The sequence below is a fragment of the Sphingobacterium sp. NGMCC 1.201703 genome (genome assembly GCF_047784615.1).
GTDB lineage: Bacteria > Bacteroidota > Bacteroidia > Sphingobacteriales > Sphingobacteriaceae > Sphingobacterium.
Genome location: NZ_JBLOHD010000010.1, coordinates 1 through 25,636, shown reverse-complemented (window position 1 = coordinate 25,636; position 25,636 = coordinate 1). Strand labels below are relative to the sequence as shown.

15 protein-coding genes are annotated in these 25,636 nt (G+C 40.4%); 5 read left to right on the top strand and 10 right to left on the bottom strand.

Annotated features, from left to right (window positions below; translation table 11 throughout):
* Positions 1-196 precede the first annotated feature (196 nt).
* From ACK8HY_RS18785 to ACK8HY_RS18770, 4 genes are all read right to left on the bottom strand, one after another.
* The gene (locus ACK8HY_RS18785) at positions 197-1,789 is read right to left on the bottom strand and encodes a DUF3843 family protein (RefSeq protein WP_416134470.1); all 1,593 of its coding nucleotides are present in this window, start codon (positions 1,787-1,789) and stop codon (positions 197-199) included.
* Positions 1,790-2,006: 217 nt separating this feature from the next.
* Positions 2,007-2,807, bottom strand: coding sequence for a tyrosine-protein phosphatase (locus tag ACK8HY_RS18780; RefSeq protein ID WP_416134469.1), 801 nt, complete (start codon positions 2,805-2,807; stop codon positions 2,007-2,009).
* Between the two features lie 185 nt (positions 2,808-2,992).
* Positions 2,993-4,972, bottom strand: a complete 1,980-nt coding sequence (locus ACK8HY_RS18775) for a DUF4836 family protein (RefSeq protein ID WP_416134468.1) — start codon at positions 4,970-4,972, stop codon at positions 2,993-2,995.
* Positions 4,973-4,977: 5 nt separating this feature from the next.
* Positions 4,978-5,604: a hypothetical protein gene (locus tag ACK8HY_RS18770; RefSeq protein WP_077438285.1), complete on the bottom strand. Its 627-nt coding sequence runs from the start codon at positions 5,602-5,604 to the stop codon at positions 4,978-4,980.
* Between the two features lie 458 nt (positions 5,605-6,062).
* Here ACK8HY_RS18770 and ACK8HY_RS18765 point away from each other — a divergent pair, with 458 nt between their 5' ends.
* Together ACK8HY_RS18765 and ACK8HY_RS18760 are read left to right on the top strand one after the other, a co-directional pair.
* Entirely contained in the window at positions 6,063-7,667 is a 1,605-nt protein-coding gene (locus ACK8HY_RS18765) for a DNA/RNA non-specific endonuclease (RefSeq protein WP_416134467.1), read from the top strand.
* A gap of 240 nt (positions 7,668-7,907) precedes the next feature.
* Complete coding sequence (locus ACK8HY_RS18760) at positions 7,908-8,552, top strand: HAD family hydrolase (protein ID WP_077438287.1); 645 nt, start codon at positions 7,908-7,910, stop codon at positions 8,550-8,552.
* 67 nt (positions 8,553-8,619) lie between these two features.
* Here ACK8HY_RS18760 and ACK8HY_RS18755 read toward each other — a convergent pair whose 3' ends face one another.
* Together ACK8HY_RS18755 and ACK8HY_RS18750 are read right to left on the bottom strand one after the other, a co-directional pair.
* Entirely contained in the window at positions 8,620-10,125 is a 1,506-nt protein-coding gene (locus ACK8HY_RS18755; RefSeq protein WP_416134466.1) for an alpha-L-fucosidase, read from the bottom strand.
* 85 nt (positions 10,126-10,210) lie between these two features.
* A complete protein-coding gene (locus ACK8HY_RS18750) occupies positions 10,211-11,809 on the bottom strand; it encodes a beta-N-acetylhexosaminidase (protein WP_077438289.1) in 1,599 nt (532 codons plus the stop codon).
* A 425-nt stretch (positions 11,810-12,234) separates the two neighbouring features.
* On the opposite strand from ACK8HY_RS18750, the gene ACK8HY_RS18745 reads away from it, so the two are divergent.
* Together ACK8HY_RS18745 and ACK8HY_RS18740 are read left to right on the top strand one after the other, a co-directional pair.
* Positions 12,235-14,469 (top strand): glycoside hydrolase family 2 protein, encoded by a 2,235-nt coding sequence (locus ACK8HY_RS18745; RefSeq protein WP_416134465.1) that lies wholly within the window; start codon positions 12,235-12,237, stop codon positions 14,467-14,469.
* A 271-nt stretch (positions 14,470-14,740) separates the two neighbouring features.
* Positions 14,741-15,019, top strand: a complete 279-nt coding sequence (locus ACK8HY_RS18740) for a DUF4342 domain-containing protein (RefSeq protein ID WP_077438291.1) — start codon at positions 14,741-14,743, stop codon at positions 15,017-15,019.
* A 92-nt stretch (positions 15,020-15,111) separates the two neighbouring features.
* Here the strand turns inward: ACK8HY_RS18740 and ACK8HY_RS18735 are convergent, their stop codons facing one another.
* The 3 genes from ACK8HY_RS18735 to ACK8HY_RS18725 all read right to left on the bottom strand — a co-directional run bounded on the left by ACK8HY_RS18735 (position 15,112) and on the right by ACK8HY_RS18725 (position 22,566).
* Positions 15,112-16,884, bottom strand: a complete 1,773-nt coding sequence (locus tag ACK8HY_RS18735; protein WP_416134464.1) for a RagB/SusD family nutrient uptake outer membrane protein — start codon at positions 16,882-16,884, stop codon at positions 15,112-15,114.
* A 9-nt stretch (positions 16,885-16,893) separates the two neighbouring features.
* Positions 16,894-20,199 carry a SusC/RagA family TonB-linked outer membrane protein gene (locus ACK8HY_RS18730; protein WP_416134463.1) on the bottom strand — a complete coding sequence of 1,102 codons (3,306 nt, stop codon included), beginning with the start codon at positions 20,197-20,199 and terminating at the stop codon, positions 16,894-16,896.
* A 354-nt stretch (positions 20,200-20,553) separates the two neighbouring features.
* On the bottom strand, positions 20,554-22,566 hold the full coding sequence (locus tag ACK8HY_RS18725; RefSeq protein WP_416134462.1) for a beta-N-acetylhexosaminidase: 2,013 nt from the start codon (positions 22,564-22,566) through the stop codon (positions 20,554-20,556).
* Between the two features lie 261 nt (positions 22,567-22,827).
* Here ACK8HY_RS18725 and ACK8HY_RS18720 point away from each other — a divergent pair, with 261 nt between their 5' ends.
* Entirely contained in the window at positions 22,828-24,948 is a 2,121-nt protein-coding gene (locus tag ACK8HY_RS18720; protein ID WP_416134461.1) for a hybrid sensor histidine kinase/response regulator, read from the top strand.
* A gap of 197 nt (positions 24,949-25,145) precedes the next feature.
* Here the strand turns inward: ACK8HY_RS18720 and ACK8HY_RS18715 are convergent, their stop codons facing one another.
* Positions 25,146-25,346 (bottom strand): hypothetical protein, encoded by a 201-nt coding sequence (locus ACK8HY_RS18715; protein WP_416134460.1) that lies wholly within the window; start codon positions 25,344-25,346, stop codon positions 25,146-25,148.
* Between the last annotated feature and the right edge of the window lie 290 nt (positions 25,347-25,636).

Below are 25,636 nucleotides of genomic sequence, written 5' to 3'. Positions count from 1 at the left end.
AGAGCACTGATAACATTTTAAATACGATTTATTTACATTAAATTAATCTGCAGACCGTCATCTCCCGCTGGAATGGTCAGCAGCAGTGCCACAAGGTCAGGATATCGCTTCCAGCACTAGGGTCGATGCAATAAAAAATCCCATTGGATTCTCCAATGGGATTTTTTATTGCACATAGGTGCTCAATAGGACAAGATTATTTTATCAGCGGAAATGGTCCCAGAAAATAACTCCCCCTTTTATAAAAGCGCAGGAAGAAATCCAGTACAGCTTCCTCTAAGGGGAAAAAGAACTGCTTGTCTACTTCCGTCTTAAATAAGTTGGCATAATACTTTGGCAATTCGCTCGGGAAAAAGTCTTCCACCAGCAGGTTCAAGAAATAACGTGCAAATGGAATATCTGCCTCAGCCCCTTCATCTTGCTTTTCAATAAATGGATTATGTGGTAGTGGGAAGAATTCCTCAATTCCACCAAAGACCTCTAATCCTGTTTTCGGATTAAAGAAAACCGTTACTTTCGCATCCGCCGTCAGGTCTAGATTGGATTCCGGAAGTGGTGATTCCTCCTTGCTTGGATGTTTTTGTTGATATCTCTTAAAGAACTCATTTGCAAATTCCTTCACTTCCCGTCCCTCCATAAAAGCTACCGCCGCTTTTTGCTCAGACTGGAATAATTTACCCATATCTTTCAACTGTTTTTCTGTCTTTTTCAAGCTCTTGTCCTTACCGTTCATCGCCTCAATGCGATAAGTCATCTCATATTGCTCCGGTAGGTCAAAATTCACCTCTTCCGAATTGACCACCGTCATAATGCCGGACAGATTCCAGGCTTCCTTCCAAGGAACGATTTCCATATAGAAGGATAATGGCTCTGAAGGTTCAGCAAACTCCTGGATCGAATCCTTATAAATCTTGAATGCTGATTTCGTACCGATATGTTTGACATGGACAAACTGTTCATCCGCTTTTACATAGTCAAAGAAACTGTTGATACGGTTGCCCAAGGTTTTAACAGAACCATAAAGTGCATGCTCCTTACCCACTACCTCTGCAACAAATTCGGAAGATTTAAGAGCAAATAAATGTAACCTATAATTGTTAAAATGGTTATCACGGACCCGGTAGATCATTTGCTGCAATTGCGCTTGATCATGTTGATATCTTCCCAATTCTGCCACTTGCATCAGGTGGTTAAGGTTGGTATTATACTCGCCCGCGGTCAGATAGTTTGTTGCGACAAGTTTCTCGATAAAATTACGGACTTCAAAATAATTCGCAGCTTCATCCAGCGTGTATTCCAATTTTAACTTTGGATTTTCAGGAGCCACTTCATAATGTTCCTCCAGAATCGCATAGGCCAGATCCGTTATCAACTGTATCAAACGTCCGTGAGGATCGATAAACAAATGTGGATTACGCTCACTAAAAAATAGCCAGGTCAATACGGCTACATCTTCACCATTGATATCCTCGGGATAGTAGTCTAACAGACTGGCATCCTTATAAAAAGGCAAAAACTGGTTGTATAGGTCTTTATGAATGTTTCTGAAAGCTGCAAATATTCCTGTATTGGCAATTACGTCCTCCAAATAACAGGTAAGGTAAATACTTAATGTCTTTAAGGCGTCCGTATGGATAAGATCATTGGTCTCTGGTTCTTCAAACCACAACGTTGATAAGCTATCGTTGATCTGATTGGCAACTCTTAAATAATAACTGTCTATATCGTTTGCTTTCTGATAAGTATGGTGTGCTATCCAATCTTGAATAAAAATTCTGTTTCCTCTCATATGAAAAATGCTAAATCCAAAAGTAGCCAAATTTTCGAAATTTCCATGATTGCAAAACACAAGCATAGCTGAAAATAATTTAGATATCCGCCCGGATCAATAAAAGACAAAATAGCTGCATATAATTTAGCTGTACAAGGATAAAAAAGTACTGTGTCAAGGGGAAACAAAAAGAGATGCCTTATGGGCATCTCTATATCTTAAATCGTGTCGTTCTTTATCCTGCGGCAATTATATTATCATCGTTTTTCAAATGATCCTGAAGAGTCGGATTTAAAATAGAACATGTTTTTAGTAAGTCGCGGACAGGATATTTAGCAACAATCTCTTCCAATGCTGCGAGATGGCGGCTGTGGTGCACATCCGTTCCTACAAAATCATACATACCTGATTTAATCATTGTCAAGGCGGCCGATTTTACTTCAACGCCATAATACCTACTGATTGAAAGCAGATTCAATTGCAACATACAACCAGCGTCTTTGATCTGTTTGTACATATTAAAATTATAGTGGTAATAGTTATAACGTTCTGGGTGTGCTAAAATAGGTTGGTATCCCAGTTTTTGTATATCTAATATCGTTTGAAACAAAGCTTTGGATTCCTGTAAATAGGACATTTCAATCAGCACATACCCTCCCGGCATTACACAAAGCTCATTTGCCTCGATCAACCGCGCAATGCCATCATCGATCATATGCTCAGCGGCATGGTGGATTTCAGGACGATTAGGAAGCTCTTTCAGACCATCCACTAATTTATTTTTGGCCCCTTCAATTGTTCGGATGGTATTCGGATGCACACCGTCCATTATATGCGGTGTACAAATAAATTTTTCAAACCCCATTCTACCCAGCCCCTTCAATAAATCAATAGATTGTTCAATGGACTGACTTCCATCATCTATTCCCGGAAGGATATGATTATGCATATCCACCTCTAAAAAAGCGAGGGCACCTACAACCTTGATTTTCGACTCTTGAGTTTTGTTTCCAAACAGTTTTGAAAATATCCCCATATCCTATAATGTATAAATCGTTTAGCTAACTTATTATTTTGTAAACAACAAATAACAAAAATACCACTATTCGTCCGAAGGAGCGTAATATTAATTTAACATTATAAAAATATAACCATAATATTACAAACTTTACACGAAACAATTTAACAGGTAAAATTGTTTCGTAGCTCATCCAAAGTTTCCTATTTGCTGATCTCTTTTAAAATCTGATCAATCATGTAACTGATCGCCCCATCTTTTGTCTGTGGAAGTTTTGTAGATATCTCTGCTTCCATACGGTCAGCTACAATCCCCTTTGACGTAATTGCCGTGCTACCATATTGATTCAATTGTGCCATGGTTTGCTCCCACTGTCTTCCTGGGCTTACCCCCATTTCTTTTAGCATAGCGGGCAATTTTTGTAAGTCAATCGCAGCAGACATCTTATTTTGTTTCATCAACTTAATGAAATCTTTATTTGCAGGAGCCATGCTTTTATTTTGACGGATATCATGTAAAGCCAGTGAATCATTACTTACCATTACCAGATCTTCTTTTAGAAGTACATACATCGGAAAATCCATGCCTTTTTTGGACGAAAAAGCGTAAATGCCATCCTGTACTTTACCAAGGGTTTTGGCGACGGCAAGATCCAGTCCTTTTCTGAACAAACGTTGGTCCTTTGAAGTAAACATCCAAATAAAAACGGGTAAGGTTTCGTCCTTCGTTTTCTTTACCTCTGTTGCATTATAATCATCATCATAACTATAATCTATATACTCCTTTCTGAATTTGCGTAAACCATTCACCACAAATAGATGGTCCCCCGGCATCACCTGAGCAATTGCTTTCTCATCCAACGCAACTTCTAATGCCATTAATCCCCATTCAATTAAATCTTGTTGTGGTCCTAGTAACCCTCCATAGTATTTTGCCGTATAAGCAGGCATATCCCGCAAGTAGGCCTCTGAATTGATGTTAACATTAAAAAATCCAAGCGTCTTTTCCGTCAAATATTTACGAAATTTCCCATTTGGTTTTCTTGCGTATAAGCGCTTAGACATCTCAACCAGATCTTTGTCTAATCCCATGGAACCTTTCAATCGCAACACATCGCCATCTTGCAACAAATCCAGCATTCCATCCTTATAACCTGTTTTAAATTTATCCATATTAATTCCCATATAGAGATAAGGAATAGTTTTATAAGGCATCAGCCCACGATAGAGCTCCTCTACACGCGGCACATATAAACGAACCAGTCCCAAGTTTTTGAGCACTTTTCCCTGATCCGAAATGGAGAGGGGCTTATAGGATGCTGACAGCAAACGCGTCGCTTCTCCGTTCAACCATTTATCACGGAGGGCATTCCGTATCGAATCATTTTTTCGGTTTTGATTCTCATATGATGTATAAAGCGAATCGTAATAACTTGGATCTTGCACTTCTGCGGGAGCTATATCCACAGTCATGGGCACATCAGCTTCAGCATTCGCCAAAACGGTATCTGGAACACTTTCTACAATTGCTGGCGGAGTCGGTGGTTCCAACACCTTTTCACCTTCTTCCCATGTTGCCGAATCTACTACTGCAACGGCAGAATCCACTGCCGCTGTTGGATAATCTAGTTCATGAGAAACATCTGTCGCAGGCGCCACGTATGAAACCTTTTTGATCCCATAACGATTCGCCACAGCCTCATCCTCAAAGAAAGTTGTACTCATCGTCGACGAAATAAAACGCGCTACGCGGTCGTTATAAACCAATATGCTCCCGGCTTTCATCCCTATGCTTGAATATCCATTGGCAAAAGATTTGGGCTCACCGGCATCATGTATTAGCTTTTCGAATTGTCCTTTATTGGACAGTGGAAATATAAACTCGAGAAAACTCACACTATCTGTTTTTCTGTTATAGAAATAAGCCGTTTGAGACAAATCGATGCCCAGATTTTTGATATCATTTCCAACCGAAGCGCCCGATTTTTCAATTTTCTTGAACAGACCTGCTTTTTGAAGCAGCTCATTCAATTTGTTGGCATTGGCCTTCTGAACAATTTCTTTTATATTAAATGCTGCAATAACTTCAGCATCTTCAGGAATGAGTGTGATTAAATCTTGTGACTTCACACTTCCCATTAAAGAGAAACATGCCAGTCCAGTCAATAAAATTTTCGATTTCATATAGGTTATTTTGTTAGTGTGATTTTATTTGCCAGTGTAGACTTCCCATAAACCAGATCTGTAAATGGCAATTTTAATAATACGCCCTTCTTATTGCCAGCCAATTTTGCTTTATTATTCCCTTGCGCAACGATTGCTTTTTCAAAACGCACTATCTGTGTATAAAAAGCATCCGCAAACTGCGCTGTATTATCAGTTCCCAACTGATTAAATTTAGACTTCCAGCTGTTTGAAGTCACAAATTTACGTTCAAAAATATTCGTCTGAGCGTTGTAATAGTAGCGATTGGATTCCGATATTTTCGTCTTAAACCGATTCGCTAATATGTCCGAAAAAGCATTTAACGATTCGATCTGGCTAAAATCACAGGATATATTTACAATAAAATTTGTGAAGTCAGTCTTATACTGGACATTGGAAATCCCCTTGGTCTGTTTAAGTAGCTGAACTGCTGCCTTAATCTCCTTTTCCATCTCAGCCTGTGTCGGAATCTGTATTCCCTTTATACTTTTCATCTTCATCAAAGAAGATACTTTCGTTTTACTTTTACTTAGGTTCAATGTCGCTGCAATATGTCCCGAACCATTGGGTTTAAGGTCAATCTGTTCTACAAAGTCAAAACAACTGGACATTGTAAAAGTTATCAACAATGCACATACAACCACAAAAAATCTATTCAACCTCTCTCTTGGTTTAAAAACTCCCTTCATTTCTTTTCAGTACCGATTAATAATTTATCAAATCAATATATGCTCGGGCATTACCAGCAAACATTGTGCTATTTTCTTCACTTTAGGAAAATTTTAGAAAAAAGTACAGTATCGAAACCTTCCAATACGAAAGACTTGTCTTTCTATTTACCTTGTCTTTTTCGAAATACAATACGTTATTGAGCACAAATACTCATTGCCATTAAAAAATAGTTGTCTTCGCCAGGAGTTATTCAATAACCACAATAAATATCTCTAAAAATCAAACAGATGCATTGTTCGAAGCTCCTGCTCTCACAAAAAGAGCGGTTTATGCTCGGAAAATTCAACTTTTCTTAGGTACTTTTGCCCCTCTTTGCTAACAAACACTAACGATTACTATGATTTACAAGTCCAAGACTATTCCACAGTATAGCATTTGTCGGATAGTCTATTTTATGATTACCTTGCTTATACTGAATTCATGCAAAAAAAACGAGTCCAGGCTGGAACAAACGGCATTACAATTTGCGGCCAGCATTGTTGGCCAGATTAATACCGACGCTACGGGAATCTCTTGGGACAAAGGCGACCAAATCGGCATTTATATGGTCAAATCGGGGCAACAATTAACATCAGCCTCCATTGTGAATGCTGTCAACAATCATGTATTTACAATTAATGGTTCCTTATTTCAAAGTAAATCGCCCATCTTTTTACCAAATGAACAAGTAGATTTCATTGCCTATTATCCTTACAGACCCATTATTGATTTTCAATATCCAATTGATCTGAGCGACCAGACAAAACAGTCGGCATTAGATTTCATGTATGCCAGCAATGCAAAAAATATTGCCAAAACCAATTCTACTGTCCCTCTCAATTTTGTAAGACAATTGAGCAAAATAGCCATTCATCTTTCCATTAGCAATACGGATGCTTTAGATGCCAATCAGATTAGTGTCAGTATGCCTTCAGTACACACACAAGGGGAATTTGATCTATCAACAGGGCAACTGCATGTTAACCTCGCTGAAAAGAAAGATATACAAGGAAAAGTAATGGCAAATTCCAATAATACTGCCATCGTTGAATTTACCCTTCTTCCCGGGGAAGATATGACCGGAAAGACGATTAAACTTATTAGTACCGATGGCGTTCGTTATACCTGGACAACTCCACAAAATCAGCTATTGAAAAATCTGATTGGTGGGAATCGTTATAACTTCAACATCAAAATCGACAATGGTGAACTAAGTGGGAGCATCGGAGATTCCCAGGCTTATCTGGAAATTCCCAAAATGAACAATTTGACGAATGAAGAAGTATTCATACAGCATTTTCTTCCGGATGCGAGCGCGGAGAGAAACTACGCTATGCTGTATAATAAAAAGTTAAAAATGGCGTATTGGGTAGCTTATCCATTATATAATAGTATTTTAGGTTCGGGCAATCGTACCGATGCCTGGGGCTATGATCCGGCGCTATCGACAGCATTCCAACCCGTTTTATTTAAGGGATTCCAGCCAACGGGTTATGACAGGGGGCATCAGTTGCCTAGCGCAGACCGCAACCTAAACATCACGCACAATAAAACAACATTCTATTTTACCAATATGACGGCACAGGCATCCCGTCTCAATCAGGGGCTTTGGGCAAACCTGGAAACTAAGGTGCGAACCTGGACCGCGCAATGTGACACCATGTATGTGGTGACGGGAGCTATGCCCACAACAGATACCGATAATCTGCTGGACTTTGCACAGGACAATGATGGAAAAGATATCGCAAAACCAAAATACTATTTTAAAGCATTAGCGATGAAGAAAGGAAGCGAATATTATACGATCGCTTATAAGATCGACAATGTTACTCCGCCTGCCAAAAGTACTTTTGACAATTATAAACTAACGGTAAGTGAGCTGGAAAAAGTAACCGGATTTACATTTTTTCCTGATTTAGACAACACGAAAAAAGAACGTATCAATACCCGTATCTGGAAATAATTTATAAAACATTGTTATCGTATTATTTTATTCCGATTAGATAGCTTTTTTAAGACTTGATAAGTCTTAAAAATACGAAGATCTGCACAGTAAAAAGACAAGGCACCATTCATGGTGCCTTGTCTTTTTACTTACCGGTATAGCCATGATGCGTAATGAACTTGACATCCTTGTAAAAAACAGCATTTTATCCCTAAAATACTCGATCAATCCCTCATAGTTTTTTATTAGCTTTAGCCCATGAAGCTTATAATATTTGATCTAGATGGGACATTATTGGATACATTACAAGATCTTGGAGACAGTTGCAATGCAATCCTTCAACAATATGGCTATCCAACCCACCCGCTCTCGGCCTACAAGAAATTTGTAGGTAATGGTGTACAGAAACTGATCGAACGGGCCCTTCCGGAACACGCACGAAGCACTGAAATAATCGCAACACTGTTAACGGCATTTAAGACCAACTACGAACAGCAGACAATATCCCATACAAAGCCCTATGTTGGAATTGTCACCTTATTAGAGAAGCTTAAATCTTCGGGATATCTTATCTCCGTAGCGTCCAATAAATATCATGAGGCGGTTATCCCTTTGATGGAAAAATATTTTCCCACGATCGCTTTTGACCTGATCCTTGGCCATCGAACAGGACATCCGGCTAAACCCGATCCCGACATTGTCTTGGATACGCTCCAGACTTTAGGCATAGCAAAAGAAAACTGCTATTATGTAGGCGATTCCTCCGTGGACATGGATACAGCCAATCATGCAGCTGTGACTGCTATTGGTGTAACCTGGGGCTTTCGTGATGAGAATGAATTGAGGCAACATGGTGCAAAGTATATTATTCATGCTCCACAGGAATTGCTGGACATTGTATAAAACAAAAAGCTGAACTTCATACCGTTAAGGTTTAAGTTCAGCTTTTTGATTAAAACGATGTAGTTAGCTACATTTTTGCGTCCATTAGCTTTTCACTTTGCGACTTTGGTTTTCCTAATTTCATTTTGACCACAAAAGCTTTATTTGCCATAAACGAATTAGGGAGCAGAATATCGTAATACGTATTTTTATCTAGGTCCAGCCCCATATCCGTATGGCTCAATTCCAAAGACTGTCCATTATGGAGCAGGGTAGCAGAAACTGGGACCTCCGCTGCATTCTTAGGAACCGCAATGCGTACAATATTGTTAACGGGACGATTAAAAACAGTAAGATAAAGGTTATCCGCTTTTTTCGTAAAATAACCCAATTTAGATGGAGCGAGACCAGCATGTCTGACACCGTATACCGCTTCACCATTGATCTTGATCCAGTCTCCGATTTCCTTCGCCAGTTTATCCTCTCCCGGATGCATGTGGCCATTCCCATCAGGGCCAAAGTTCAGTACAAAATTGCCATTCATGGAAACACAGTTCATCAGCATATCAATCAGATCATCGGAGGTCTTGGTATAAATCCCCGACCAGTCTTTCATATACCCCCAGCCATTCGGTGGAATCGTCATGACACAATCCCAGTCGCGTCCTTCCAACCACTCAAATTCCTTCGGCATTTTTCGTTCCCAGCCCTGTTCATAATCACCTAACATCTCACCGTTGGAGTCAAAATGTCGCTTTCCATATTCGTCATTTCTAAACCGGCTTCCGATAATCAATCCCGGGTGTTTTTCACGTAACTCTTTCTCTAATTTATATGTAAAATCATACGCTTGGATCCAGGATTGATCCCAGGTACCATCAAACCAAAAACCCTTTATTTGTGGATAATTTTGTAGGAGCTCTAGCAACTGATTACGTGTATATTCCAAAAATTTATTGAATTTAGCCTTTTCCTCAGGATTAGAAGGGGCTTTCCCCATATAGTTTGAATTATTCCACTCCAGGATCGAAAAATACAAAAACACATCTATTCCCTCTGCCGTATAAGCATCTACGACCTGTTTGACAATATCTTTTTTATAAGGGCTCTTCTTGACGGTATAGTCTGTATACTTAGATGGCCATAGGGCAAACCCATCATGATGTTTTGTCGTAAAAATAAGATATTTCGCACCCATTTCTTTCGCCTGTTTAGCCCAGGCTTTTGCATCGAAACCTGTAGGATTAAACTGTTTGTAGAGGTTGTCATAGGTATTCTTCCAATCTTTCGGTGCTGTTGGCCCACTCCAGGTACGTATCCATTCGGATGCTGCTGCTCCTTTTCGAGCACTTACCCCTTCCCATTCATTACCGGGAATTGCATATAGTCCCCAATGGATAAATTGTCCCAATCCATAATTGCGAAACCGTTCCATGGCCTCATCTGTCCGATGCGCGGGCGTCAAAGGTCCATATTTCACCTCCACTTTGTTTTCAACCTTCTTGCGCGGACCTGTCCATTGCGCCGAAGTCGTTTTTACTCCCAGCAATATGCCGCCGAGAATCAATGCTGTGATTAATTTATTATATTTCATCTTATCATTATTTCTGTTAATCCACTCTGCCCAATGACTGATAGTACTGTGCTGACGAAGCAAATACAGGTAGTCGATCTAATCGTCACTTTGGACTATCTATATATTGTTTTTGTGATTTCTTGATAACTGCCGGTTCTGGATTACTATCCTTAAAGGGGTCAAAGTAATAAAGCCCCTGATCGCGGTACAAGGGCAAATGCTTTTTTAATTTCCTTGTAAATTCCTCAAAATCACGTCCTGTTCCAGGTACCCATGCTGCCTCTGCCAATGCGGCTATCCTGGGAAACACAAGATAATCCAAACGATTGACATTGGTCACCGTCTCAGTCCAAAGATTCGCTTGAATACCCAAAACCTGTTTTTTCCTTTTGCCCAAACTATCCAGTTGGCTTCCAGCAAAATTGTATACATCCTGCAAAGGATTAAAGCCTTTCCCCCATTTACGGCCATACTTATGGTTTTCTTGTTGAACAAAGTCAAAATACATGGGCAATCTGGGAGTTAATATGGTCTGATAACCTTTATCCAATATTTTGTTTAGCTGCTCCGGTTTATCATGACGCCACCACATCATGACGGTTTGATCTTTCTGTAATCTTGCATCCACCATTTCATCCCAAACCATAATCTTCCCATTTATCCCAGCCACCGAATCAGCCATACGGCGAATAAAATACTCCTCAACTTCTTTGTTGGACTTTAGACCTGCTGTCTTTTTCAGTTCCTGAACTTTGGCATCATTATCCCATGCATCACTGCCAAAGGCCACCTCATCTCCGCCCAAATGAATATAGGGTGAAGGAAAAAGTGTTTTCACTTCTCGCAAAACATCGGTCAAAAATGTATATGTTGTATTTTTAGCGGGATGGAATGTAAAATCAGGATGTTTTTCATTGCCACCACCGGACAGGAAAGGATATGCACGATTGGCCGCTGTAGCGTGGCCCGGCATATCAATTTCAGGAATAACCTCAATATTCCTTTCGGCTGCATAAGCAATGATTTCACTGATATCCGCCTGACTATAATACTGTACCGAGGCATAAGGATCAAGATAATTGCCTATCCCGCCAACCTGGGTTAACCAGGGATATTTTTGTATACTTAAACGCCATGCCGGTTCATCGGTCAGATGCCAATGGAACTTATTCAACTTATAAAAAGCCATCCAATCCAGTAGAGATTTCACTTTCTCCTTACCGAAAAAATGGCGCGATTCGTCCAGCATAAACCCGCGCCAGGCAAATTGTGGTTTGTCTTCGATATTCAATGCAGGTAATAGGAATGCCTCCCCTTTTCTTTCAGCACAGGAAAGCAATTGTTCCAAACTAGCAATTGCATTAACAATACCCGATCGATCGGAAGCATCTATTTCAATACTTTTGCTGTCGATCTTTAGACGATATGCTTCATGCTGTAATTTGCTATCAAGCTTTACAATCATTTTTGCATCCTTTTCCAAAGAAGTGTAAGTTGAAATTCCAAAACGGCTCAACATCAGCTTCTGAAAATAGTGCAAAGACGATTTAAACACCGCATCTCCAGTAACTCCAAAATTACCCTCCAGCCTCAACTCTCCCGGCCCCATTTTAAATTCTAAAGGCTGTGGAATAATTGCAATTTGTGCTGTCACATTTTGAATGAGTAAGTAGGCTATAATAAATACTAATTTACGTTTCATGTCATGAATGAAGACTTTACCTTGGTTAGAAGGTGTTAAAATTAATTATTTAAGCATCATTTGGCTACATTATTATAAAACTTTTATTTTCGATTCTGAGTTTGCTGTATCCCTTAAACCAAACCAAATAGTTACTGTGTTTAATCGATTCTAATTGTAGCTCTGCGCAATACAATTGTAAAGAAATTATTAAGTTATTACCCCAGGTCAAATCCAGACAATCGTTTGCGCAATTCTCGAAAACGTTGTAGTGTACATCCTACAAATAGGCTAATAAAGAAATTAAAATAATGGTAAGAGAAAAATAAATTACATATAATAAATTTATTTTCAACTAACTATCTTTCGAAAAATAAGTGGATTAGGCATTGTGTTTTTGTTGGTTATATTTGAAAACGAAACAAATACCCTAAGTTAAAAACCATATGATTAAAAGGATTTTTTATACGCTCTTCTTTATTGGAATAACAATACTGCATCTGCAAGCCAGAACAGTCATTCCATTCAATGCAAACTGGTCGTTTAAAAAAGGTCCATTTTCCAGCTCGGCATTAGACTATAACCAGACATTCGATGGAAAGTGGCAATTGGTTACCCTACCCCATACCTGGAATGCAACAGACATGCAGACAGCCGAGATCAAACCCGGTAGCCTCGGAAAAAACGAACGCTTTTATACCGGTGATGCGTATTACCGCAAAACATTTGTCCCCGGATCAGATTGGAAAGGTAAGCGTGTTTTCATCCGATTTGAAGGGGTAAATACCAATACCGAAGTTTACTTAAATAATAGACCGCTCCCTGCCAAAACAGGGAAAAATGATGTTACCTACGATAATTCGCAACGAAATGGCAACTACAATTTTGTCGGCCGGCATCAGGGTGGTTATTCAGCTTTTGTGTTTGAATTAACCAATATGTTGCAACCCGGAATAGAAAACGAACTGCTGGTCAAGGTTAATAATGAAGCCAGTCCACAGGTGATCCCAGTCAACCACACGCTATTCCCCATGTACGGTGGTATTTATCGTCCTGTTGAACTTATTGTTACTGATGACATTCATGTTGCAGTGAATGACTTTGCCTCCACAGGGATCTATATCACTCAGCAAAATGTTTCGAAGAAAGCAGCTGATATAGCCTTAAAAATAAAAATTGATAACAAGTCCGGAAAAATACAACCTATCGAACTATTAACGACCATTTTTGAAAAAGATGGAACCGTAAAAGCAAAACAACAAACGGCTTATACATTGCCGCCACAGGGCCGTCAGGTATTATCACAACAAATTGCGGTCAAAAATCCGCATTTATGGCAAGGATTGGATGATCCTTATCTCTATCGTGTAGTGACTCAGATCAAAAAAAATGGTCAGCTCATTGATGAGGTGACGACAGCTTTAGGCATACGCAAATTTGAATTACGTACTGGCCAAGGTTTCTTTTTAAATGACATCAAGTATCCCTTATATGGTGTATGCCGGCATCAGGATCGTTGGGGCAAAGGCTCAGCCTTGAGCAATGCCGACCACGACGAAGACCTATCGATTATCAAAGAAATGGGAGCCACTTCCATCCGTTTGGCACACTATCAGCAGTCCGAATATTTCTATTCCAAATGCGATAGTATCGGGCTTGTCATCTGGGCCGAAATCCCATTTGTAAATCGCGTGACCACATTTGAGGATAACAATGCCCAGCAACAGCTGAAGGAACTGATTCGTCAAAACTTCAATCACCCTTCCATCTATATCTGGGGAATGCATAACGAAGTTTACTCCCCATCTGCCTATACCGTAGAACTCACGACCAAACTAAATGATCTGGCTAAATCCGAAGACCCAGACCGTTATACCGTATCCGTCAGTGGCTATAATGTGATTGACCATCCGGTTAACAACAATGCCGATGTACAAGGCATCAACCATTATTTCGGCTGGTATAACGGCGAACTGGAAAACAAATCGGATAAAGATGACGATGTAGCCACTTGGGCGCAACGTATAAGTAAAGAGTTCAAAGACTACAAGATTATCTTCTCTGAGTACGGTGCAGAAGCAGTCCCCGAAGATCAGGCCGAAGAGGTAGGCAATTTCGGGAACCAATGGAGCAACCCATCGTTCTTTCCTGAAGAATATGCGACAAAATTCCACGAAGTCCATTGGGGTGTGATCTCAAAAAGCCCAATTTTTCTGGGATCCTATGTTTGGAATACGTTTGACTTTGCCACACCAATTACAGCGCTGAACGTGAATCCAAGAAATTATAAAGGATTGGTTTCTTTTGACAGAAAATTGAAAAAAGACGGATTTTACTGGTACAAAGCGAATTGGAGCAAAGATCCGGTATTGTATATCACTCAACGCCGTATGATCAATCGTGGAAATGAAATTACTCCGGTAACGATCTATTCCAATAGAGGCGAACCAACCCTAACAGTCAATGGCAACATTATCAAAGCTGTAAAAAAGGGGCAAACCGATGTGCATTACATTTTCGACAATGTCAAACTTGCAAAAGGTGCAAACACAGTAGAAGCGAAGATCATACTAAAAGACGGAAAAGTATTGACGGATAGTATTCACTGGAATTACGATCCATCTTACAAACAAGATGCAACAGGACCGACCAAATCCAAAACGGAGCACGTAGGACTTTAATAAAGAGCTAGATAAAAAAGAAAAGCAACACTATTCCCTGTACTAGTGTTGTTTTTTTATGTAATAAGGGTTTCGGCTTACCCGATCATCAGGCTGTCTCCACCGGAGTCCCATTAGCTTGTATACAATAATTGGAAAACCATTGACCGACATAAGCCGAGTGTTCACCGAGATTCTTTCCTGATTAGCCTAAAGGCTATCCCTCCTTCAGCAAATCCCCCCTACCTTTGAGTTATCAAATAAGAAATAAAAACATTAAAAAATAAACATCATGGCAACTAAAACAACATTCAGCATCAACAGCAAAACGATCACAAAGGCTTTTCAAGATCTTTTTGATTCATTTAAAAGCTCGCGATTAAAGGTTTCTTCCAAAAATGGACAGGAATACCTAAACATATCATTACTGCTGGCGGTGATCATTGGCATTATCTTTCCGGTAGCATTTGTGGTCCTTATTATTCTTACTTTGGTCTGCAGCCTCCAGCTAGCCATCTTACAAGAGGATAAACAGGAGGAAGAAAAACAAAAAATGATTGAACTAAAGTAAGCGCTATATACGATATAGCTTAACATAAACGGGATGTCCAGCAATGGACATCCCGTTAAGTTTTTATATACGTATAGTAATCGGCAAATACGCTACTCTAAGGTAGGATTAAATTCCCCGCCCCAGTCTTTATTTTGTTTGATATTCGGGTTCTTGTCGATTACAGATTGCGCAATCGGGAAGAAATAATAAGTATCTGGTACCAGATTGACTTTATTTCCGGTGCTAGGAACCTGCAGCACATTATATTTAAACTGATTTTCCTTTAGCTGATAATTTTTTGCTAAATCTGCTGCCGTTTTTAGATCCATATCAGTTCCGTTGGCATTGATCGCGATTGCTTCAACGCCCTGTTTGGTTTTATTGTTCAGTACGTCAAGCTTACGCAAACGACGCAAGTCCCAAAAACGGTGCCCTTCGAAGCAGAACTCAATGTTTCTTTCAGCCAATATCGCTTCCCGCATTTCGGCTTTGTTATTTGCGGTAATTCCATAACTGTTGTCCCCACCCGGCTCGATGCCTGCACGCATCCGGATCTGTTTTAACAGCAACATTGCTGTAGCCAAATCCCCTGTTTCATTAGCTGTTTCGGCATAATTCAATAGCACCTCCGCATAACGCATCAGTACAAAATCCACATCGTATTGGGTCTCTACCTGCGTTTGTCGCAGTGAAAGTTTTGAATTCTTCAGGATAAAAAAGCCAGTGTACCGATCCCTGTTAGAAGATGTTGTTCCAGCTTTCGGGTTTTCGCCGAAATTGTCCAGCGCATCCGCAATACCCAGTGAAGTATATTGTCTTTTCCCTGTTTTGCCCGAAACCTCATAAACCTTACCATTCCATACAATAGACTTGTCAAAACGGGGATCACGGTTTTCCCAATAACTTTGTAAGAACTGTTCCTCCGTTTTATGGTATTTACCCGTAGGATCAGTATACAGTTTACCATCTTTCATTGGAAATTCTTTCACAAAATCCCAGGTCGGGACTGCACTGGCCGTTCCACGGCTTTCGGAGCCCGGCCGTACCCCATTATCCCAGTTAGCAATCTTATTGGGATAGGAGTTTATGACTGCAAAAACCACCTCAGGTCCTTTCTCTACCAAGGCGATATTGTAGTAATCAGCAGTCAGGTTATATCCCTGAGCTTTTAGCTGTTCATAAGCTTTTTTATTCACTGCATTAGCTTCCGCCCAATAGGCATTTCCATATGGGTTGGAAGGATTAAATTGTGGTGATGCTTTATACAACAATACTTTAGCTTTAAAAGCTAGGGCAAAATTACCGTCAATACGTCCATAATCTGCCGTACCCTTCCCAATGGTCATCGGCAAATAGCTCAGCGCCTCATCCAGATCTTTTACAATGAAATCAAAGCATTCCTTGGTGCTGTTGCGCGGAACTTTCAATTCATCACTTTCCAGGTCCTGAGGCTTTGTGATATAGGGCACACCGCCGTGATGTTTGACCATATTGAAATACATATAGGCACGCATAAAAAGTGCCTGCCCCAAGACCGATTTCTTCGCTGGATCATTTAAGCCTGTGCTTGCTGATACCTTTTGAATAGCTGTATTGATCTTGCGCATGGTTGTATAGTCCCAGGCTTTATAGGCCGAGTTATTGACCGTCACCGCATTGAGGGGAAAGTTGATCCCCGCTAGCTGCTGCGAATTATTGTCAGCACCACTGTTCCAATTGCCGAATAAGGTATATAAATTAGCCAAATATGCATTAACTAGATTGGGGTCGTTCCAGACCTTATCTTCGTTTACCGAATTGAGATCCTCAATATCCAGTACATTTTTGCAGGAAGCCGTTGTCAGCAACAGGGCAACCAGCGGATAAAATATCTTTTTCATCATTAAAATCAATTAAAATTTAACATCTAAGCCCAATGTGAACGTTTTCATCACCGGATAGGAATCGTACATTTTTTGCTCCGGATCGTGGAATTCCTTCATCGGTGAAAAAACGAATAGATTGGTACCATTTAAGAATACGTTGACGCTCTTCATTTTGATTTTCTCCATCATGGCCTGCGGCAGCGTATACGAAATATTTAAATCCCTTAGTCGCATATAAGCTCCATTTCGGATCCAGAAAGTTGACGAAGTAGCCCCCGATTCCTGCCAGTTATAGCCGACTGGCCTTGGGTACTTGGCATCTGTATTATCCGGTGTCCAGACATCCGATGTCCAGATCGGATAATAAGGTCTAAAAGTATCCCCATGCTGGCGCATTCCAGCCCCTTCCTGATTACTGATCACCCGGTCATATGCCAGTACGCCCTGAAATAAAGCAGAGACATATACACCTTTCCAGCTTGCGTTAAATCCAAATCCATAATTAATGCGCGGTGTGTTATTTTCCGACAGTAATTGCATATCATTGTCATCGATAATGCCATCAGGCTGGTTTACGTAATTTTGTCCACGGATATCTTTATACAGAATCATCCCCGGATAAGGGTCACGACCATAGGTCTTAAATCCTTTTGCTTTCAATGCGTCCGCTTCGGCTTGTGTACGAACCAATCCTGAAGCTTCTAAACCAACAATACGGTTTTCAGGCCTTCCCACTTTGGAGCGGAAATTTTGACTTCCGCCAACAGCGTAAGAAGGTTCCTCGTCAAAAATATCCCAGCGGTCTTTTGCATAGCCCATATTCGCATTCAAGCCATACGAAACCTCGCCAATCCGGTCACTCCAGTTGAGGGAAAGTTCACCTCCTCGAAAGCTTCGGGCCGCATAGTTTTCGGGAGCCAATCCCCGGCCGTAATTATCAGGAACCTTGATTCCCCTCGTACCGAGAATATCAGTCTCTTTGCGAATAAATCCATCCACACTACCGGTCAGTTTATTCTGGACGAAACCAAAGTCTATCCCAACGTTGTAACTCTTTGATTTTGTCCAGGTGAGGTTTGTGGTCGGGTTGTCCAGGTACGTTACCCCGGTGTAGTAACTATCCCCAAAAATATAGCCCGGTACAGGTGTTCTGCTTCCTGTGCGTGAAGTGATGATCGAACTATATTTCTCCATATACGAATAGGGCAATATCGAATAGCCTTCCACATCCACAAAGTTGCCCGAGCTACCGTACGATGCCCGTAGTTTTAGATCACTGACCGTATTTTTGATGGACGAAAAGAAGTTCTCATCCGACATACGCCAACCTAGGGACATGGAAGGAAAAAATCCCCAGCGCTTATCATTCGGGAATAGAGGCGAGCCGTCGTAACGGAAAGAAAACTCAGCAATATACTTATCCGCATAGTTATAGTTGGCCCGACCGATCACCCCTCGGCGTGCGTCCATTAATTCAAAAGCATCTGTCGACCGCATGCTTCTGTCTGTCGGATAGATGTACATCTGGTCCAATGGAATAATTGGGTTTTCTGCCCGCGAAGTAATGTTGGTATTCCCCGATTTAAACTGTTCATAAACCACGAGGCCATCCACTGTATGCTTGCCAAACTTGCGGTTATAGTTGAGGAACCAATCCACTTGATACTGCCATTTCCGCTGTGGATTGTAGTCCATAAAAGGTTGTGCTTGGCTAAAAGTGAATACGTTTATCCGATCTTCAGACGGTGGTGCTGGGATAAAACGGTTTCCATTAGGATTCAAGGAGGTGAATGTATAATTTTTCTGGAAACTCATATAGCGCTTACGCATATAATCTTCCGCAACATAGCTTCCCACCAATTTTGTTGACAGGCCTTCAAGCAACTTATCCAATTTTAAATTAAGTGTCATAATGGGATTTACCTGGCGCACCTTACGGTCGATATACCGGTCGCCAATAACCTGGTCGATCACATTCCAGGCCTGCCAGCTTCCCATTGGTGTCTGTACTGGATAAGCTGTTGGAGTATTGCTTGGAGTGCCGTCTGCGGTCAGATAAAATGGATACATCTTGGGCCAGTTGAATGTAACGCGATAAAAATCGGAGACATCAAAATCATCATCACTGGCGGATGTACTAAATGGCCAGAAGAACCTGTTGGAGTTGGTCTGATTGGCTGAAATATTAAAATCCATGCTAAATGCATCACTGATTTTTGCGGAAATATTGCTGCGAATATTAAATTTCTCATGGTCCAACGATTTATAAGATCCGTTTTCTTTACGATAGCTCAATAAGGCATAATAAGTAATCCTGTCGCCACCACCGTTAACGGCGATCGATTGCCTATGGCTGAAAGGATTTCGCCAGATCACATCATTGGTATTATAGTTTTTATCCTTAAAATAATCAAATTCGCGTTGTCCATTTGGAGCCACCCAGGGGTCAGTTTTCTTTCCCTGTTCCCAACGGAATTGAGAAACCCGATTCTGATAGATCAGTTCATCCGTAGCGGTAGTCAAATTGGCCAATAAAGTCTGTGTGGGTGAACTAAAGGAATAATTACTCTGGACATTAAACACCGCTGCTTGGGCTGTTCCTTTTTTTGTCGTCACCAGTACAACACCGTTACCGGCTCTAGTCCCATAAACAGCGGCAGTTCCAGCGTCTTTCAGGAAACTCATCTGATCGACTTCATTGGCTTCCAGGGCGTCAAAAGCAGCTTTGTCGCGCACCACCCCATCAATCACATACAAAGGTTCTACAGCGGCTCCACGGATACGTAAGGAGGAGGAAGCTCCGGCCATCCCTGAGGTATTGGTCACATTGACACCAGCCGCCCTTCCGGCCAAAGTATTGGACAGATTAGATGGCGAGATATTTTTCAGTTGTTCAGAGTTCACCGCTGCGACCGCTCCGGTTAGATTGCCTTTCTTTTGCTTACCGTAACCCACGATAACCACTTCTTCTAGGGACTCGGTACTGCCAATCATCGTCACAGCGAGCGTTCCGCTACTCACCACGACTTCTTGCCGCGCATACCCTTGATAATTGATCACCAAAAAATCGCCCTGTTTGGCACGAATGGAAAAGCTACCGTTGGCATCAGTTGAGGTCTGAATCGTAGTACCTTTTACTGTAATGGTGGCACCAGCAAGCGGCTCGCCTTTTTCGTTCTTTACATAACCCGAAATTTGCTGTTGTTCAACATGAAAATAGCTCAATTTCGATTTCAGATTGCTCGCAAATAGATTAGGGGACGAGCATAGAAGACCAAGACCTAAAAGACTTAAAGGTCTGGCTTTGCTGTAAAAAAGATAATTCTTTTTCATAATTAAGATGGAGGTTTTTAGATAATAGTTTACAAACAATTACTAAAGGTTTACTGGTTTTTTCATCTTTTGTAAAAAAATAACAAAAGACAGTTGATTTTGATAGGAAATTAAATAAAAGAATCCGAAAATAAAAATGAAATTGAACAAAACAAACTGAAAAATAGCTTATTTTTAATATTTTACCAACAGGTTATTGGAATATAAGCGGTTATTTTTGGTAAAAAACGGTGTATATTAGGGATTAGTTCTTCAGAAAACAGGAGATTTCAGGCAGTAGTAGGGATATTTTTAACCACAAAAGCAGCTATTGGAGTAGCTGCTTTTGCTTAAGGAGCTGTAGGATACTATAGACTATCTTTTCTCCGTTTTGCTGAAAGGAAGAGTTGGTGACAGATTAAATGTAAAATTACCTTTTGAATCTACGCCACCGGCTCCTCTAACCCGAGCTTTGATTTCATATTTTGCATTCGGATTATAGTCTTTAACAGTGAAATTGTAATAAAAGGGTTTAACCTTATTCGTCCCTCTAAATTTATCCGCAAGGGCATGATGTCCATCCTCATCAATAATATGACCATCTTGCAGCAGTTGGACAGCATCAATCTCCAGAAAATTCTTGCCCTCTGTGAAGAAAAAACCGGCTTGTGCCCGGCCGTTGTCGTAGACCTTTTTGGTTACATCAAAGGTTAGTGTACCATACTCCTCCCGTATGTCATTACTTGTCCAAGTACCTGCAATATAGCCCCCAGAATGATAATAATCAATCCGCATGGAATCCAGGCGAGGGAGATTGGCTTCCAGTCTACGACAGAACTCTACATAATCTTTGTTTGACTTGGCAGCCCATCCTATTTCAGCGACTGCCAACAAGCGCGGAAAATTCTGCACGTTCATATCCTTGACATCCTGGGCGAGCGCTGACCACATATTCCCCTGCACACCGAGCAGCAATTGATCCTCCAGGGCTGTCAGCCCATTTGATGGATCGAAATTATAAACCCTTTCCAAAGAATTAATCTGCGGATAAGCTAGATCCGTCATTGTTCCATCGTTGCGGTCTGCTTGGGTAATATCAAAATACAAGTGTGAAGCCGGTGTTGCCACCGCCTTAAATCCGTCTTTGGTAGCCTCTTTTATTGCCTCCTCTCCTAGCCAGCTCATAATTGCGGTATTCTTGGGCAGGTTCTTAGCATCGGCCAAAATATCATTCCAACCGATCGGCTTTTTCCCTTTCTGAACAATAATAGCTGATACACGCTGTACAAAATAACTTTGTAATGCTTTGACATCCGTAATCTGATGTTGTTTCATAAATTCCTGCACGTGGGGTTCTTTTTCCCACAGATCATGACGAACCTCATCTCCTCCAAAATGAATATAGCTTCCCGGAAATAGCGCGGCAATCTCCGTAAACACATCATCCAAAAACTGATAGGTCGTCTCTTTTGTAGGATCAAGTGTATTTGGTGTAAACTGGTTACCCCAATAGCCCCAGGATGATACAAAAGGAAAGATATGATTGGGATAAGAATTTTTGTTTACCCCCAATGTGGGATAAGCCAATATTGTTGGCCAGGAGTGCCCCGGGACATCAATTTCAGGAACAATGGTAATATTTCGTTCTTTCGCATACTGAATCACTTCCTTAATTTGATCCTGTGTATAAAAACCACTACGTTCAGCCGGTTGCTTCTCCGTACGATGGAAGACAGTTGTATTTTCAGCTGTTAACTTTGGATATTTCTTTATTTCGATGCGCCATCCCTGGTCATCTGTCAAATGCCAATGAAAAGTATTCATTTTATACAAAGCCATTACATCCAGATATTTCTTGACGGTGTTTATTGAATAAAATGTACGGCTTACGTCTTTCATATAGCCTCGCCAGTGGTATCGGGGATAATCTTTGATCGCAACTGCCGGGATAGACCAAGCAGTTTCACGATTGGTCTCATTATTTGCTTCGATTGCGGAAGGCAGAATCTGACGCAAGGATTGTGAGGCATTGAAAAGACCATGTGCGGTCTTTGCTTTAACAGTTACTTTTTTAGCCGATACATCCAAATGATAACCTTCATCACTGGGAACATTCAATTTTTTATCCAAAATAAACTCAATAGTATTGCTTGACTGCTTTTTTTCTATCATCGGATAATGGCTAGCCTGCCGTAATTGCTGAATAAACAGGCCCACATCTTTAACGCTACAATTTTTAAAGCTTATGGTTGTCAGATTATCTAATTGGAATACACCTTTGCCGTAAGTGATCTCCTGTGGTTTTGGAATGATATTCACAATAGATTGCGCCTGACTTATCTGTCCGATAATCAATGACAATATTGCTGAAATAAATAGTTTTTTCATCAGTTTTACAATTTGCTCTTTTAATGAAGATGAATTAATTCGGGTCAAAATTTGCCCCATTTTTAGGTTTCCATCTGTAAAATAGAAAATAAAAATCGTAACTACAGACCTGCTTCTTCAATCAAACGATTGTGTAAGTTTTTCAAAAAGTAGCTATTATTTGACAGTGATATTCAACAGCTTTCATTTTTAAGTCTTAAATTTGATTTCCAAACGAAACAAAGAGGCTATAGTTAATTTATTGGTTGAAAGAAGTACAACGTGAAAAATAATAAAAAAATATTTATTTTCAGGACAGTTTTAATCGCTTTTCTGATTCTTTCTTTGGTGTATATCGGCTCGATATTTACCTACCAATATATTGAATATCAAAAAACAGAAGCCCGTCTAAATAAAGCCTACAGCTCCAAAAATCAGCTAACAAGTTTGTTTTATGAGTTGTTTGCGTCTTATAATGCTGCAGGGAATGCATTCCGTTCATACACGGTAGATTTCAGCGCTGAAAACTTGACAAATTATACAAAAAGCTTAGACAGCCTTCGTTTTTACATCGATTCGCTGTCGACTCTTTCTTCAAAAAAAGGGATTTCGTTTTCAACCAATGCACCACTGGAACAAAATATACATCTCTCTGATGAATTCGCCCGTATTAAGCAATCCGTTGATAATATGATTTTCCTAGCAAAGGATTCCCTTTCTTTGTTAACGAAAACCAGCCGAACATTACGTCCGACAACCAATCGGATCAACGCGGATTCAGTTGTCAGCAAAATATTACGCGATACCGCGTTAACAGTTCATAAAAAAGATACGATCGTCAGAAAAAAGGAAAAATTGTTCTCCCGGATTTTCAAAGCCAAAAATGACACCTTAGTATCAGACAGGCTTGAACAACAATTTAATGTTAATCAGATCAAGGCAATTCACAGCCAGATACAGACATTAATTGAACAGAATGAGTCATTTTATAAACAAGATTTCAGCAAAATCCGTCGTTCTTTTGTCGCGCTTCAAGAAAAGGAAAGGCAGCTTCTGCAGTCAAATTATGCTCTTTTTAATACAATCAGTACTGCCCTATTAAAGATAAAAACGCAAGAAGACGAGTCCTTGCGGGCGGCCGAAATACAGGATTTCACGCTCTATAAGAAAAACTCCGCCATTTTTGGGAAACAGGTTATTGCCTCAATCATTTTGATGATTATTATGGTGACACTAATTCTGTCCTATCACTATAATACCATCATTTATGAGCGTAAAATCACAGCCGCAAGGGATTATGCATTACGTACCGCCAAAGAGAAAACCAGCATACTAGCCAATGTAAGTCATGATGTGCGCACCCCTGTCAATTCGTTGGTCAGCGTTATAGATCTTTTAAAGAACAATACGTCCAACAATCGCGTTAGTCCTGCACTATTGGATTCCATTACACAGGATATTCATGTCATCAATGATACTGTCGAAGATATACTCAATCTGGGTAAATTAGAATCAGGAATGCTGGAGATTAAGGAAGAATATTTTTCGCCGGCCAGCTTGCTTGCCAATCTGATAAAGATGCAACAAAGCCAAGCTGAAAAAAAGGGCCTCAAATTGATCAGCAATATTGCAATTGAACGCGATACCTTAATCAAAAGTGGTGCCTATCGTCTGCGTCAGATCGTATCGAATCTCCTGAGCAACGCCATTAAATATACGGACAAGGGGCAGATCGAGATTAGGGCATTCATCAACCGGGATGGAAAGAAAACTTTGCAGATAGAGGTTATAGATACTGGAAAAGGTATTTCGGTTAAAGATCAGGAACATATTTTTGAACAATATTACATGACTGATCTCAGGTCCAAAAATAGTTTTGGACTGGGGTTGCATATTTCCAAGCTTATGGCGGAACAGCTCAATGGAACATTAAGTGTAGCAAGCAAACAAGGTAGTGGATCGACATTTACATTGATCATTCCTATTGCTGATGAAAAGAAAAGCTTAAAACAGGCTGCCACACAGGATAATCTACCTGAGGATTTACGCATTGTGGTGATTGATGATAACCCGATCAATAACCTATTTGTTAAGCAAGCATTGCAAAAATTTAAAGATGTAAAGATTTTCCAGGATTCGCAGCAAGCAATGGCGTATCTTCAAAACAATGGCAGCGATATAGTTATCACTGATCTTAATATGAATGGTCCCAGCGGCTGGGATATTTTGAATTTGGTCAAAGAAGAAAACACAATCCATGGTCCAAACAATAAAGTAATTGCATTAACATCGGATGAATCACAGGTTAGCGTACAGAGCCCTCAAGGGCAGATACATCAGTTTGATGGGGTCATGGTCAAGCCTTTTAATCTAACAAGATTCGTACAAATTTTAACATCTTAGCCATTGCTAGATTGTGCTGCAATTATCAGCCCATAAGCCCAACATCCGTGCCTGTCGGATTCAAAACGAAATCAGATCTAAATCGGAAAAATAAAGAAAGGGGCCTGCAAGACTTATGTAGGCGCCCTTGTTCGTGCTTATTATCCATAATCCTAAAGTACATTGCTACAGCCTGCTTGGTGATATTAGGTAAGATATTATTTCAAAACCTCAACTAACTTAGCATCCAGTTCGGCATCGGCGCCATCACTTCCATTAGCTTTCCGACCAATAATAATTCCTTGCGGATCGATCAAAATTTTTGTTGCAAGCGAACTTACGCCATAACCTTCTGTCACATCCTGACATTTGTAAAAGTTCTTACCAGCGAACTTTAGTCCCCAAGAACATGTTTCCAAATACCAATTTCATCTGGTTCTACCGCTTTGTGCCATTTTTTCTGTTTGCTATCATCATCGTCAATACCAATAATCTCAATACCAGAACGACCAGTAAAACTACCATAACATTAACAGTGCAAGAGAGTGAGTTAGACAGCAGAAGAAAATGCAGGAATAATGTGACTGTACGGAACATTCCATCCAGCCCTGTTGGCTGCCCGCAGAAAAGCAGGAGCAAAAGTATGCAAACGAAAGAAGCCCTTGACTGTTTCCAGCAAGGGCTTCCGTGTAAAAAAAGGCACCGACCT